At 38.3% G+C, this 14,045-nt stretch carries 14 protein-coding genes and 1 riboswitch; of the genes, 2 read left to right on the top strand and 12 right to left on the bottom strand.

What is annotated here, in order from left to right; all coding sequences use genetic code 11:
* Window positions 1–255 precede the first annotated feature (255 nt).
* The 12 genes from V6670_RS10725 to V6670_RS10670 all read right to left on the bottom strand — a co-directional run bounded on the left by V6670_RS10725 (window position 256) and on the right by V6670_RS10670 (window position 10,961).
* Window positions 256–978, bottom strand: coding sequence for a hypothetical protein (locus tag V6670_RS10725; protein ID WP_141904467.1), 723 nt, complete (start codon window positions 976–978; stop codon window positions 256–258).
* A 227-nt stretch (window positions 979–1,205) separates the two neighbouring features.
* Window positions 1,206–1,390, bottom strand: a riboswitch (cobalamin riboswitch).
* A 279-nt stretch (window positions 1,391–1,669) separates the two neighbouring features.
* Window positions 1,670–2,194 carry a GNAT family N-acetyltransferase gene (locus tag V6670_RS10720; RefSeq protein ID WP_338654158.1) on the bottom strand — a complete coding sequence of 175 codons (525 nt, stop codon included), beginning with the start codon at window positions 2,192–2,194 and terminating at the stop codon, window positions 1,670–1,672.
* Between the two features lie 243 nt (window positions 2,195–2,437).
* A complete protein-coding gene (locus V6670_RS10715) occupies window positions 2,438–2,911 on the bottom strand; it encodes an 8-oxo-dGTP diphosphatase (RefSeq protein ID WP_338654155.1) in 474 nt (157 codons plus the stop codon).
* Window positions 2,912–3,179: 268 nt separating this feature from the next.
* On the bottom strand, window positions 3,180–3,560 hold the full coding sequence (locus V6670_RS10710; RefSeq protein ID WP_036122398.1) for a PH domain-containing protein: 381 nt from the start codon (window positions 3,558–3,560) through the stop codon (window positions 3,180–3,182).
* A 584-nt stretch (window positions 3,561–4,144) separates the two neighbouring features.
* A complete protein-coding gene (locus tag V6670_RS10705; RefSeq protein WP_338654151.1) occupies window positions 4,145–5,389 on the bottom strand; it encodes a methyl-accepting chemotaxis protein in 1,245 nt (414 codons plus the stop codon).
* 175 nt (window positions 5,390–5,564) lie between these two features.
* On the bottom strand, window positions 5,565–6,983 hold the full coding sequence (gene aspA, locus V6670_RS10700; RefSeq protein WP_338654581.1) for an aspartate ammonia-lyase: 1,419 nt from the start codon (window positions 6,981–6,983) through the stop codon (window positions 5,565–5,567).
* A gap of 154 nt (window positions 6,984–7,137) precedes the next feature.
* A complete protein-coding gene (locus V6670_RS10695) occupies window positions 7,138–7,767 on the bottom strand; it encodes an NAD(P)-dependent oxidoreductase (protein WP_338654148.1) in 630 nt (209 codons plus the stop codon).
* A gap of 70 nt (window positions 7,768–7,837) precedes the next feature.
* On the bottom strand, window positions 7,838–8,251 hold the full coding sequence (locus tag V6670_RS10690; RefSeq protein ID WP_141904471.1) for an Rrf2 family transcriptional regulator: 414 nt from the start codon (window positions 8,249–8,251) through the stop codon (window positions 7,838–7,840).
* Window positions 8,252–8,358: 107 nt separating this feature from the next.
* Window positions 8,359–8,565, bottom strand: a complete 207-nt coding sequence (locus V6670_RS10685) for a hypothetical protein (protein ID WP_036122432.1) — start codon at window positions 8,563–8,565, stop codon at window positions 8,359–8,361.
* A 45-nt stretch (window positions 8,566–8,610) separates the two neighbouring features.
* Complete coding sequence (locus tag V6670_RS10680; protein WP_231744951.1) at window positions 8,611–8,889, bottom strand: hypothetical protein; 279 nt, start codon at window positions 8,887–8,889, stop codon at window positions 8,611–8,613.
* An 87-nt stretch (window positions 8,890–8,976) separates the two neighbouring features.
* Window positions 8,977–9,954: a thymidylate synthase gene (locus tag V6670_RS10675; RefSeq protein ID WP_338654141.1), complete on the bottom strand. Its 978-nt coding sequence runs from the start codon at window positions 9,952–9,954 to the stop codon at window positions 8,977–8,979.
* Between the two features lie 89 nt (window positions 9,955–10,043).
* Entirely contained in the window at window positions 10,044–10,961 is a 918-nt protein-coding gene (locus V6670_RS10670) for a hypothetical protein (RefSeq protein ID WP_101966626.1), read from the bottom strand.
* Window positions 10,962–11,150: 189 nt separating this feature from the next.
* On the opposite strand from V6670_RS10670, the gene V6670_RS10665 reads away from it, so the two are divergent.
* Together V6670_RS10665 and V6670_RS10660 are read left to right on the top strand one after the other, a co-directional pair.
* Window positions 11,151–13,349, top strand: coding sequence for an ATP-binding protein (locus V6670_RS10665; protein WP_338654137.1), 2,199 nt, complete (start codon window positions 11,151–11,153; stop codon window positions 13,347–13,349).
* Complete coding sequence (locus tag V6670_RS10660) at window positions 13,324–13,950, top strand: response regulator transcription factor (RefSeq protein ID WP_036122449.1); 627 nt, start codon at window positions 13,324–13,326, stop codon at window positions 13,948–13,950. Before V6670_RS10665 ends, V6670_RS10660 begins: the two co-directional genes overlap by 26 nt.
* Window positions 13,951–14,045: the final 95 nt, after the last annotated feature.

Here is a 14,045-nt window from a genome sequence, read left to right as displayed (position 1 = left end):
CGAGTATTCGCTGTCCGAACGAGAGTATTTCATCTGCTTCCGCGAGTATTCGCTGCTCGAGCGAGAGTATTTCATCTGCTTCCGCGAGTATTCGCTGCTCGAGCGAGAGTATTTCATCTGCTTCCGCGAGTATTCGCTGCTCAATCGAGAGTATTTCATCTGCTTCCGCGAGTATTCGCTGCTCAATCGAGAGTATTTACCCCCTACCCTTCAAATAAATAAAAACAAGCCCTCCGTTTGATGGAGGGCTTGAGTTTATAATGCGCCTACTGCTTTCTTTGTAGGGCTGTGCACAAGGTATGCAGGCTCGACAATCACGTAGTCATGCGTGTTTGTGAAATCAACTAGCACTTTACCAGGATAACTTTTTAAAATTTGCAGTTGATCAATTAATTGCAGCAATAGCTCGTGACCGTTGCCACGTGGATGCCAGTTGAAATGGTAATCATTTAATGCCTGAACCGCTTCAATAAATTGGGCATATTCCTGCTGCACAAAGGCTATTAACTTATCATGTTGAGGCGCTAAATCATGGATATATGTTTCATAAAAACGCATCACAATCGAGCATAATACATCATTGACACGTGCTGCACTTAAAACAGGCTTTGGCTCCAGTGACAGACGGTCAAGGTTGGGCTTGGCACGTGTGGAATCAATGCGTGTAATTAAATGGTATGGCTCCCCGTTAACCTCATAGACAATCGGGTTAGTCGGCATATACATCATAAAGCTATTGGTCTTCGTTTTCAGTTGATCGGTTACCGCTGCCTTCGCGAAAAGATGCCCGTCCACATCCCCATTTTGTATCCAAATAATTTCTTTATTATATAAAATTTGCTCAAAGAAGCGATCATTGCGGATCAGCTTCGTTGCTAATAATTGGTCAATCAATGATTCGACCGCCATTCTTGTTTTCGCTTTCTTGGCAACTTCTGTGCGTGGCTGCTTACAAATGTTCATATCTAAAGAAGTCATACATGCATCCCCTTTGCGTACATAATGTCAAAACAAAAAGGACTTCCTACCATTTTTGAGGAAATCCTTCGCTTATCTTCGTTCATCACCCAATGCCAAACAAACCCTAAGTATGTGTAAATGAGCCCGCTTGCGAACCCCTTCATTTACTTTGGGCGTTTGACGTACCGTGACGAACAGAGCATTCTGTTTTGTCAACATGCCACCTCCTATTCCTCGTAGGTTACTGGTGTGTACTCGTAACAGGCAGGTATCCTGACTCATGGTCATTGCCACTTTTCTCCTTCCCATCATTTGACAGTGGTTGCTGAAAAGTCGCTCACATTTACAGTTGCGGGACAGTGTCGGATTCGCACCGACTTCCCTTTTAAGCAAATTGCACGCAATTTACACCTATTACTACACGCTATTCAGTTGGTAAGGAAATTTGCGAAAATTCTCTATTCCTTAGCTAATCATTGTAAAGTATTGTATGTCCAAAGTCAATTTATGCTAAAAAATACTAATTATTTCAAAATACTTCCATGTAAAATGGATGCATAAAAAACTAGGTTTTCCTCATGTCACACTGAGCATCGCTTTAATTGCTTTCTGTAAAGTGATAATAAAGTTATTTCTAATCAAAAAATATAAAAATTATATTATAAGAAGGCTCTTTAAAGTTGTTTAAATCTTGTTGAACTAGCCCCCGTTAGTTCAACAACTTCTTGAAATCAATTCTTGTGTAGGTTTTATTATAGGTCGTACCAACATCATTATAAAATACAGCTTTTTTTAAATATGGGTCAGAGATAGGTTCGTAACCGTGTTTGCTAATTAACTTTATCATTTTGGGATTTTCTATCAGGTCAACACTCACAAATATTTCAGAATGTCCTAAACTCTTTGCAATATTTTCTCTATACCTCATTAAGTTTGAACCTATACCATTACCACGATAATCCTCTTTTACATATAGGTCACTTAATTTAGGAAGCAAAGTACCTTTTAATTTAAGAACTCCAAAACCAAATATAAGTGCGTCTTGTTCAGCAATTACCAAATATAATTCCTTTTTTGCAAATTGCTTTAAATAATTCGTGAATAGATCTTTATTATTTCTACTATCACATAAACCCGATAAGTCGTTTTCATTCGCTAATCTGATTATGTAGTTCATGGTTACTGCCACTTCCCTATTCTTTAATAAATCACTATTATAAAATTCCTTCTTCAACAATCTGCACCGTTCGTTTAATAAACAAAAGGACGGTCAAGCGGCTTTTATTTTAGAATTTTCTCTATCTATTCTTAATCCCTCTCTACCATTTAGATATTGAAAGTTAAACTATTTAACAAAGTGGTTAAATTTGAGCCCCATTATTTATTCTTCACTTATATATGTATTGAACTGACCTCGATGTTATTGAAAAGCGACTGCTCTATTGAACGATTGCCCCCGTTAGTCTAATAAGAAGTTTTATGTGTGACGTATAGTAACTTTCCCTTCTTTATTTTCTTCGTGGTTCCATTCAACTTGAATCTCAAATGTTCCATCTTGAAAAAATAAAGGAAATCTCCTCCGTATCGATGGCTGCATAGGAAGTTTATATGCGTTCTCTATATCTACCCAAACCGCTTTCCCTTCTGGAGCATCTTTCAAGAGTTCACCCTCGAAATCCTTTGTTATGTAATTAAATATCATATATCTATCTTTTGCGACTGGATTAACATATTCATAAAGCCCTTTATAAATAAGGTTTCTAACTTCTAACCCGGTTTCTTCCCTTACTTCTCTGATAGCACTTTCTACAATACTTTCAGGAAATTCAACTTTACCACCCGGTGGAATAAAACCTTTGAAATTGTCGTGCTGTCTATCCAGAAGTAAAACCTTCTCTTCACTTTGAATCATACACACAGTCCATATTTTATAATTAATAGAATTACTCATAATTCACTCCATACTTTTTAAATAAATATTACCATATATGTGTCCTTCTTAGTTAAACAACTTCATTATCTCTTAACACCTTCTCTACATCATAGAAAATACATATGCCCGCATCTCTTTGTTGATTTTTAAATGTCCTGTAATTCTTTTTTTCGTAATCGGAACTGGAATCCCTTACACCCTTCACAAGGTAATTTCCTCATCTTTATCATCCTTTCTTTGCACAACAAAAAAGCCTCGCAAAATTGCGGGCTTTTAGTACCATACACTACGTCCCCAAAACATACTGTGCTAAAACACTTTGCACTTTGTATATATTCGTCGCCTTGTTGAAGTTTTTTTGAATCGGTAACGAACTGCCTGACACCCATATTTTGAGCTCTGCATCTAAATCAAATGTCCCGGCTGTTTCTACTGAAAAATGAACGATATTTTTATAGGGAATGGAATGATATTCGGTTTTCTTGCCAGTCACCCCTTGCTTATCGATAAGGATTAATCGTTTATTCGTAAAAATAAACGTGTCTCTTATAATTTTATAGGCATTTTTGATTGTTTCGTTTGGAATCAATAAATCACGGACCTCCTCCTGTAATTTTTCTAAATTCACCTCGCTCGCATTGCCGATTAATCCATCAAATAAGCCCATCTCCTGGCCCCTTTCATTGTCATTTATTTAATGTATTACAAAGAAGATAGCGCTACGACAGGAAATAATGGTTTTATTGAGTCTATAGAGGCGAAGCATTGCACGTAATCATAGGCTTGCTTTATAGTCTCTACTAGCTATTGTTTAGGCTGTGATGAAGAGAGGAAGCTGGTTAAGGTTAGCATCTCTTTTGGTAAGGTAAATAGCGATTTTTTTAAAGAGTATGGGAATGAAGAATCACTCATATTATTCCAAGAAGCGATTGCAACGGCAGTCAAAAATGAAGGTGTTGTCAATATGGCTTTACCTCAATTTGGTTAAGTGAAAAAGGGCAAATCAGTAGCTGAATGTAGGTTAAGAATACGCATACAATCTACACGATCTATAAGGATTTCACTAAGAAATTAATTGCATTGGTCCGCCAATAAAAAACACTTCCCATTCTAATGACAGGAAGTGCATTTCAAATTACTTATCTATCGCCTGAAACAACCTTTGTGCATAGCTGTCTGTGAAGGCAAAATCATCTTGTTCTTAGATAGCTATTTCAGGGCTAAAAAACCTTGAAAATATGTTTTTCTTGCTTAAACCTGAAATTGATTTGTTAGCTTTTGTAAATTATCAGCTTGTACGCTTAAATCCTGTGTCACATGATTGACAGCTTGCATTGAGGCTGTTTGCTCATCCATTGAATGTAAAACAGCCTCTGTATAATGCGATAGCTTACCCATACCATTAGCAATCGTTGTCACAGAGGAAGCTACTTCATTGGCACTGCTAGAAAGCTGTTCAGCTGTTGTTGAAATATCCTCAAGCTGGCTCGTCATTTGACTAACATGCTGTGAAATCGTGCCAAAGGATTTTGTTGCTTCATCAATGACATAGACACCCTGCTGAACATTTTTTAAATCCTCCTCCACTGAGGATGCTACCTGTTTCGTGTCAGTTTCAATGCCCACTACTAAGTCCACGATTTGTGCAGCAGAATGCTTGGATTGCTCTGCTAATTGACGCACTTCCTCTGCCACAACTGCGAAGCCTTTCCCATGTTCTCCAGCTCGAGCTGCTTCAATGGCGGCATTCAATGCCAATAAATTCGTTTGGTCCGTAATAGCTGTAATCATCTCAGTCATCGATTTAATATCTGTCATTTTATTGGATAATTGCTGCATGAGTCCGCTCGTTTTTTCGGTTGAAGAAGAAATAAATTTCATTTGTTCCTTCGCCACATGTAAAATATTTGCTCCATTTCCTGCAATCTCATTGGCATCTTTTGCATGATCAAACACATCCTGAGTGGCTACCGTAATTCGTCCGATTCCATCGACAGTTTCTTGCATAGCATTAGCACTATCATTGGCAGATTGTGCCGCTTGCTTCAAGCCCTCTGACGTTTTCTCCATTTGTTGATCGACTTCTTCCACAGCTACCGTAATTTCATTGGTACTTGCGGATAATTCTTCGATGCTTGCTGATAAATCTGTAGAGCTGTGCGCAATTTTTTGTGTCATTGTGCGTAATTGTTCCTGCATCTCTAAAAAGGATTGCGCTAGCTGAGAAATCTCACTCTTGTCACGAACCTCGATGACAACTGTATCTAATTGGCCTGCCGTAATGCCCTGTGCAGCCTCCGTTAACTGTTTGATGGGCTGTATCACTTTGTAATGAACATATACGGTGTAAGCTAATGTAATGGCTATTCCAACGATGGTTAATACAGTAGAAAGCCATTCTAATGTCGTTACATTGGCTAAATCAATAAATAGAATAATAATCATTAAGACATTTAAAACCGCAAAGCCAAGTAAACTCTTTTTTCGCAAACTCATTCCAAATTCCTCCAACTAAAATATGTCTTCCATACCATTATTATAGTTGAAAAATCCTAAAAATCATAAGGATACGCTCTCTTTTATAAGAACAAAGACACAATTCCATTGATGGCTGCATAAAAAAAAGACTATAGACAGCTCGTAAAGCATGTCTACAGTCTTGATGTTGGAATTATTTTAAATTCATGATACTAGAGCCAGCAATACCAGGGTGTGTCATTTCATATGGATCTAATATTAAGTCTAATTGTTCGTTTGTTAAGACACCTTCTTCAATGCAAAGCTCACGAATAGAACGACCTGTTAGAATTGCTTCACGCGCAAGACGTGCTGCTACTTCATAGCCAATATGTGGGTTGACAGCAGTTAGTACCCCTACACTTTTCTCTACGTATTCTTTCATGCGTTCTTCATTTGCTTCGATGTCTTTTAAGCAATTTTCCGTAAACGCACGGAAAACATTATTCATAATGCTAATGGACTGAACTAAGTTAAACACTAAAACAGGCTCCATTACGTTTAATTCTAATTGTCCAGCTTCAGATGCTAGTGAAATCGTATGGTCATTACCAATCACTTGGAAGGCAACTTGGTTCAGTACCTCTGGCATAACTGGGTTGACTTTACCTGGCATAATCGAAGATCCTGGTTGACGAGCTGGTAAAAGGATTTCTCCTAAGCCTGCACGAGGGCCTGAAGCCATTAAACGTAAGTCATTAGCAATTTTAGACATATTAATCATACAGATTTTTAAAGCGCCTGATACTTCTGTATAAGCATCTGTATTTTGTGTTGCATCCACTAAATGTGTCGCACCTTTTAATGGTAAACCAGAAATTTCAGCAAGATGCTCATCAACGGATTTAATGTAATCTGGGAAGGCATTTAAACCTGTTCCAACAGCCGTTGCACCCATATTCACATCATATAAATTTGGACGTGTTTGACGAATGCGTACGATATCACGGTTAATCACGCGGCAATAAGCTTCAAACTCTTGTCCTAAGCGAATTGGCACGGCATCCTGTAAATGCGTACGACCCATTTTAATGACATGTGCAAATTGCTCTGCTTTTTGATGGAAAACCGATTGCATATAATCCATCGTTACTAATAATTCATCTATTAAATTTAAAACAGCGATATGAATAGCTGTTGGGAACGCATCATTTGTTGATTGTGACATATTAACATGACTGTTTGGGCTTACTGTGTGATAGTCACCTTTTTCTTTCCCTAAAATTTCTAGGGCACGGTTGGCGATGACTTCATTAGCATTCATATTGATGGATGTACCTGCTCCACCTTGGATTGGGTCTACAAGAAATTCTGCATCCCATTTGCCATCAATTACTTCTTGTGCTGCTTCGACAATTGCCTCACCAATTTCTTTTGATAATAGGTGTACTTCCATATTACTTAAAGCCGCTGCTTTCTTCACAATCCCCATTGCCTTAATAAGGGAAGAGTGAATTGTGTAGCCTGTAATTGGGAAGTTTTCCGTTGCACGTAATGTTTGAATTCCGTAATAAGCCTCTGCTGGTAATACGCGCTCACCTAAAAAATCTTTTTCTATACGTTGTGTTGACATCATTGTCGTCTCCTTTTATGTAATACTCACACTTGATAGTAGCTAATAAAAGTCGTATTGTAAACAGTCATTTTTCTGTAAACGAAAAAAATCCTTCAAAAAAGCAAAGAAATCGCTAAAAACCGAGCGCATTTCCTACGCTCGGTTGCATTTATTATTTATTCGATGTCACTGTAAAACGGCTATTTACATGCTGTGGATTTTCTAATTCATCTACGACAGCAACCGCATAATCAGCATAGCTGACATAGCTTTCACCAGCGTCATTGACTAATAAATGGTCAACACCTGCTGTGTAGTGACCTGTACGTGGTCCTTCTGGATCAAAAAATGCTGATGGACTGATAAATGTCCACGTGATAGATGATTGTTGTAAATCCTCTAGATTTTGTCCTTGATTTTGCGCTGTCGCTAAGTACATTGCTGGGAAATCTGGTGTTTCCATCACACGCACTTTTTTCTCTGGATCCACAAATAAACTACCTGCACCACCTACAACAACTAATTTTGTAGCAATCCCTTTGAAAATCGAAATCAAATGACGACCCACTTTTACATGTAACTGTTCTTGTCCTGCTGGCGCACCAAATGCATTCACAACGACATCAAAGCCCTTCACATCTTCTGCTGTTACATCCAAGACATCTTTTTCAAGCACTGGAATAGCGGCTGTCACTTTAGCTGCTGAACGAACGATAGCTGTTACGTCATGACCTCGTTGTAACGCTTCCTCTACTATTTTTTGTCCTGCTTTCCCTGTTGCACCAATTACGGCAATTTTCATTATTTATTCCTCCTCAAATTTAGTTGTAACTATTTTAGTTACAGGTTAGATACAAAAAGACCATCTCCGTCTAAGCACGAAGTTGATCCAGCACATCCTGTAGCGTCTGTGCTTGTAATTGCTCCTCCATTGCCTGCCAAACAGATGTATATACACCTTCCAATGTATGTTGGATTTTCCGACCTACTGCACACGCTGGGTTTGGCTCATCATGAATCGCAAAAAGCTGCTCTGGCCCATTAATCGCCTGATAAATAGCTAAAAGTGTTAAATCCTTTGGCTCGACTAATAGCTCATAGCCAGCCATGCCCGAATGTGATGACAGTAAGCCAGCCTTTTTTAGAACACCAATCATACGTCTTACAACAACGGGATTAGTATTCACACTCCCAGCCATATAGTCGGACGTGAGTAAGCTTTTATCAGATGTTGTAGCAATGAGAGAAAGAATATGGATCGCCACCGAAAATCGACTGTTCACCATATGTATCACCACCTGTTGTAACCATTATAGTTACAGGTGCAAAAAAAAGCAAGCCCTTTTTGTCACCTGTATTTATTTTCTCCGTTTTGTTACATCAGATACGCCGTTTATATTTTTTTCACATATATCACTAATTCCTGACGTATTTGTCCATTGTCATCATAAAAATCTAAGTTATGAAATTCATATTTGAAATGACCGACTGGAAATGTCACACTTTCTCCCTGAGTTGCAGCCAATATACCTGCCACATCATGTGACACCGTATGTAATAACTCTTCTCCAGAAAATGAATCGACAAAAATTACATTCATAAAAAAACACCTCCACAGCCATTATAGCTTAGAAGACGCTTACATTTATAGTGTTTCTTTATAGCCTTTCAAACGAATTTCTTCGATGATTTGCATCATTTCGTGAATTTGCTGCTGTGATAATTTCTTCGTGTTACAAGAACACACCTGTTGTGTAGCACCCTGTTTTTGCCGTTGATGACTCGGCTGCCGCTCACATTCATCTGCTTGAAGTACTATTGTATTTTTCACAACTTTCACCTCTACACGATAATGGACTGACTCGCTCCAAATAATGCTAGTAATCCCATAATTACTATAATCAACTACTATTCGTCCAGTCATCCAACTGCTTACCTATTTAGTAAAACAAATCGTTAGACCTAGTGCTTCGTTTAAAAAAAACAGCAACCAAGACGGCTGCTGCTAGGATTATACGGCAATCGGTGCTTTAATAGCTGGATGCGGATCATATCCCTCAATGGATAAATCCTCAAGCTCTATATCAAAGATCGATGTTTTAGTTGGATTGATGTGCAATGTCGGTAGGTCCTTTGGCTCCCGTGATAGCTGTTCTTTCACTTGTTCCACATGGTTCGCATAAATATGAGCATCCCCAATGCTGTGAATAAATTCGCCAACCTCTAGTCCACACTCATGTGCAATTAAATGCGTTAATAAAGCGTAAGAAGCAATATTGAACGGACAGCCTAATAATGTATCTAAGCTTCGTTGCATTAATTGACAGCTTAATTTACCATTCGCCACATAGAACTGGAACATCACATGACATGGCGGTAATGCCGCTTTACTGCCCTTTGCCCCCGCATTGATAACATCCTCAGGATTCCACGCATTCACAATCATACGTCGTGAGTCAGGATTATGCTTAATTTGATCAATAACATCCTGTAGCTGGTCAAGGCTCTCGCCATCAGATGTAGTCCAATGACGCCATTGCTTGCCATAGACATTGCCGAGATCGCCGTATTGCTGCGCAAAGTCGTCATCCGTTAAGACACGCTCACAAAATGAAGCCAGCTCTTTTTGATACAAGGCATTAAACGACTCATCCACTAAACAGCGGCGGCCAAAATCGGTCATATCAGGTCCTGTATAGGCATCTGATTCCACCCATTTTTTAAATGCCCATTCATCCCATATATGATTATTATGTTGCAATAAATAACGGATATTCGTATCCCCTTTAATGAACCACAATAACTCACTCGCTACCAGCTTAAAAGGGACACGCTTTGTCGTTAAAAGTGGGAAACCTTTGCTTAAATCAAAGCGCATTTGGTAACCAAAGACACTGTATGTACCTGTCCCTGTCCGATCTTCTTTTTTCGTACCATTTTCTAATATATGTTGTAGTAAATTTAAGTACGCCATTTCTGGATGCATCATTTTTGTTCAACAACTCCTCACTTTTGCTGTTGACCATTATACCATTACATGGCGGATTTTCGTATGTCAAATGTTGAATAAAGCTGTCATCAGCCCGAATGATAGGAATTGTTATTGAGCTCCCGTGAAATTTCACTCTCGGTTGTGACGAAAAAAGTGGGCAGTAAAATAATATTCAATAAAATCGGTCCAACGATGACTAATAAATCAATGCCAGGGCTAAAGTAAAGCCCGAATGCCGTAATCAAGCCCGATAACACGAGGAATACGATTTGGGCAACTATAATCAAAATCGGTAACAATTGATACAGATAATTAAGTTTACGGAACTGGTGCATATTGTCTGGATTTTCGATGATTTTTCTTTTTAAACGCCTAGACAAAATCATGCAAGCAAGCAGTTGGACCGCCATAAAGCAAAAATAAATGATGCTGTATAATAGCAATTGACTTTTTTGTATCGTGCCATCAAAATGACCAACCCTCTGGTTTAATAAATCATTAACCGCTCCCTCATAAACATATTCACGCTCACTTAAAACAGTAAAAGGCTCCATAAAGCCAAACGCTGTCCAGTCCTTTGTATTGACAGTCCAACTCGATAATTTGCTCGCTAAAATACGCAATTGAATGGGATCTTGCTCCCCAAACATTCCTACTAAATTACGATATGGGATTGCTACTTTTAGCTGGCCATCTCGCTTTTCTTGAAATAAATCCTGAATATAAAAGGTATAGGCAACATCCGATTTATTGGCTTCGTAACGGGCCTCTTCAATGTTCCAATGACTAGCTAAGGAAGCTTGAATACCGTTTTTCATGTCTGTATAGGGCATATCCTTATGTAAATGCTTCGGAATCTTATAGACAAAATGATGATCACTACCAATGAGACCGATTTCTACCTCGACTTTATCTTGATTCACCATTTTGGCCTTCGTGGTCAATGGAATGGTAATCATAGCGATGAGGAAAAAAAGAATAAATGTACAAATGCCTTTTTTCACGCAATAGACCCCCTGTTCGTCACAATAATTAAATTTACCGTATCATAGCCATGTCCGAAAACACTATTTCGTTATTCCGAAAAGGCAATAGTGGTTTTCCGAAACACGTTATTTCGGTATTCCAAATTTATCAATAATTAGCGATAATATATAGGAGATTATTATCATACACAAATTTGAGGTTTCCCAATGAAAAAATGGACATATTTTATTTTTCTTACATATTTAATACTTGGCATTTATGTATTAGGCGTTACGATCAAAACACCCTTTATTAGCCTCACTCTCGATATGACAAACGGTCAACCAGTCATTATAGATAGCTACTATCCTCACTGGGCTGCGCAAAAAAATATTGAAAAAGGCGATATCGTTGTGGCCATTGATGGACAACCAGCGATGGAGAATCGCTTTGTTCAGTTATATGCCATCATTCGAAGTGCCAATACTTTAACGATTCAAAAGTCTGATGGGACCATTGAAAGCATTGCTGTTAAGCACAGTGATATGCCAGAAGAATTATATTTGCAAATTCTCTTTCCGATCTTTTATTTTCTTTTAGCTTTCAGCGTTGCACTTTATGTCTGGCGACGCAATCAAGATAACATCCCGACATTTTTATTGGTCTTATTTTTATTAACCTGCTCCATGGGCTATATAAGCACTGGCGCTTCGGCAAGAGGCAATCTGATTGGAATGATTACCATTGGCATTAGCATTGTGCTATGTTTAGTGCTCTTCATCCATTTTTTACAGCATTTTTTCCGTTACTTACAAATCAGATGGACCTATCCTCACAGCAAATGGCTTTATGTTCTACCGTTTATCATTCCTGGCTGTTCTCTTATTGAAAGCTACGTGCCAGCTTTACGTGAAATAATGCCTATCTTGAACTTAAGCTTATTTGCGGTTCTTGTGCTTTATGCTATTTATATTTTATTAACAAGTTATTTACGCACGAAATTGGCGAAAATTCGCTTGATTGCCATTGCTTTTATTGTACCGTTTTTACCCTTTTTATTATTTTTCGTCACACCTGAAATTTTAGGGCATAGGCCATTACTACATGCCGAAATTGCTGCGTTATTTCTATTATTTATACCGTTCTCGTTTCTGTTCATTCAGGTAAACGAACGATTATTTGATATTGAATACCAATTATCACGTTTGCGCTATTATTCCACACTGGCCTTTTTCAGCGCTCTGTTATCGACTGCGGGGATTGCCCTCTTATTCTTAGGTCAATTATCCATCGTCCATGTCACAAGTATATTTTTACTAATTTTCATGGTGATCATTGCTAGCTTCTATATTAAAGAACGCATCGATTTTAAGTATAGAAAAATTATCTTTTCTTCTACTGGAAATTATGTACATAATCTATATGCAGCAGTGCAACGTATGGGCAAAGCCAAAAACCAACAAGAGTTATTGGATCGTTTTAAATATGAAATTACCGAGAAGCTAGGCACAACTGCCTTCCATATCTGTACGATAACAGAAGAAACCCCTTCTCCAAAGTTTGGTAGTAACTATACCCAATTGTTGTTGCACGATGCTGGAGATGAAAAAATTTTACTAGAAATACGACATGCCCTTCAAAAGGAAGAGCTTCTTTGGTTAGAATTGCTGGCACTGTATGTATCGATGTTTATTAATAATTTACAGCAAATTGAAGATTTAGTACGCGAAATTCAGCATATGAAAAACACCAGTGATACGCCGCTTCCTTGGCTCGATAAATTGCTATGGAATATTATTGAGAAGGAAAAGAGTATTTTAGCACAGGAATTACACGATACCATTTTGCAGGAGCAACTGCATTTAGCCAGAGAACTCGATGTTCTTGCTAGCTCTCCTACTATTCAAAAGGAGACCGTACTAGCTATTCGGGAACAGCTATTAAATGCAACAAAAGACTTACGGGAATATTGCGAGAACTTAAGTCCCCCACTCCTGGATACCTTTGGCTTACAAATGGCCTTAAAAAAACTGATTCAAAAGGTAAAAATACGTGCTGACTTTTTATTAGACGCTCAAATTGACCGGGTGCACTTCCAGGATGTCACGCTCCACCTTGTGGTTTATCGCCTCGTTCAGGAGCTTTTCAATAATGCAATCAAGCATGCCGAAGCAACCGAGGTTTCACTAAAATTACAGGCAATGCCTCAGGGCTTTATCCTTCAATATGATGATAATGGAATTGGCTGTGACATTGACGATTTAATTCAGTCCTCTGCTTCAATGGGCATTAATGGCATTCGTGAACGTGTCCGTGCTTTTAATGGTGACATCACCATTCAATCGAGCCACAAGGAAGGCATGCATATTTTTATACAAATACAAGAGGACGGTGATTCATATGATGAACATACTTATTATAGATGACCATCCTGTCGTTTTAGATGGTACGAAAACATTGCTACAGGATTTAGCCAATGTTCAAATCAAAACGGAGCAGGATAGTGCCGCCGTTTTACCAAGAATGGAGACGGAAAGCTTTCAATTATTTCTTATCGATATTAATATGAAGCCTATTAACGGCATTCAACTATCAGAAATGATTAGGAAAAAGCAACCTGAGGCACTTATTATTCTTTATACAGGCTACGAGCTTTCTGATTACTATGAGCTGTTAATTGAAAAAAAGATTGATGGTCTATTATCAAAATTGGCGACAAAGGAGCAGGTCATCCAAACGATTCAGGCAGCTCTAAGAGGCGAAATATTACTGGCAGCTGATTTCTTAGACTTTGTCCAGCAACGAGCCAACCTACCTAATGTTCAACAAGAGGTATTACTGAGCGACAAAGAACAGGAAATTTTACAGCTCGTTGCCCAAGGCTGTACGAATAAAGCCATCGCCTCTGCTATCGGCGTCACACAGCGCACAGTAGAAAATTATTTATCGAAGCTATTTGTGAAACTAAGTGTTGAATCACGCGCAGAGGCTGTGATTGTTGCCAAGGAAAAAGCATGGATAGATTAGTGAGACGCTATCGTTATATTACTAACAGATGACAAATGTAAATTTTTTCTTACTAAAAACGGAATTTACTGGATATACAAACAATTCTGTACTAT

Origin of the sequence: Lysinibacillus sp. Y5S-8 (assembly GCF_036894365.1) — a bacterium.
Taxonomy (GTDB): Bacteria; Bacillota; Bacilli; order Bacillales_A; family Planococcaceae; genus Lysinibacillus; species Lysinibacillus fusiformis_D.
This window is presented reverse-complemented; position numbering and strand designations above follow the sequence as displayed.

Bases quoted from the DNA above. Each gene is read 5' to 3' on its own strand.
- V6670_RS10725 (WP_141904467.1), bottom strand. From the start codon at position 978: ATGACTTCTTTAGATATGAACATTTGTAAGCAGCCACGCACAGAAGTT.
- V6670_RS10715 (WP_338654155.1), bottom strand. From the start codon at position 2,911: ATGAGTAATTCTATTAATTATAAAATATGGACTGTGTGTATGATTCAA.
- V6670_RS10710 (WP_036122398.1), bottom strand. From the start codon at position 3,560: ATGGGCTTATTTGATGGATTAATCGGCAATGCGAGCGAGGTGAATTTA.
- V6670_RS10705 (WP_338654151.1), bottom strand. From the start codon at position 5,389: ATGAGTTTGCGAAAAAAGAGTTTACTTGGCTTTGCGGTTTTAAATGTC.
- aspA (WP_338654581.1), bottom strand. From the start codon at position 6,983: ATGTCAACACAACGTATAGAAAAAGATTTTTTAGGTGAGCGCGTATTA.
- V6670_RS10695 (WP_338654148.1), bottom strand. From the start codon at position 7,767: ATGAAAATTGCCGTAATTGGTGCAACAGGGAAAGCAGGACAAAAAATA.
- V6670_RS10690 (WP_141904471.1), bottom strand. From the start codon at position 8,251: ATGGTGAACAGTCGATTTTCGGTGGCGATCCATATTCTTTCTCTCATT.
- V6670_RS10685 (WP_036122432.1), bottom strand. From the start codon at position 8,565: ATGAATGTAATTTTTGTCGATTCATTTTCTGGAGAAGAGTTATTACAT.
- V6670_RS10680 (WP_231744951.1), bottom strand. From the start codon at position 8,889: ATGACTGGACGAATAGTAGTTGATTATAGTAATTATGGGATTACTAGC.
- V6670_RS10675 (WP_338654141.1), bottom strand. From the start codon at position 9,954: ATGATGCATCCAGAAATGGCGTACTTAAATTTACTACAACATATATTA.
- V6670_RS10665 (WP_338654137.1), top strand. From the start codon at position 11,151: ATGAAAAAATGGACATATTTTATTTTTCTTACATATTTAATACTTGGC.
- V6670_RS10660 (WP_036122449.1), top strand. From the start codon at position 13,324: ATGATGAACATACTTATTATAGATGACCATCCTGTCGTTTTAGATGGT.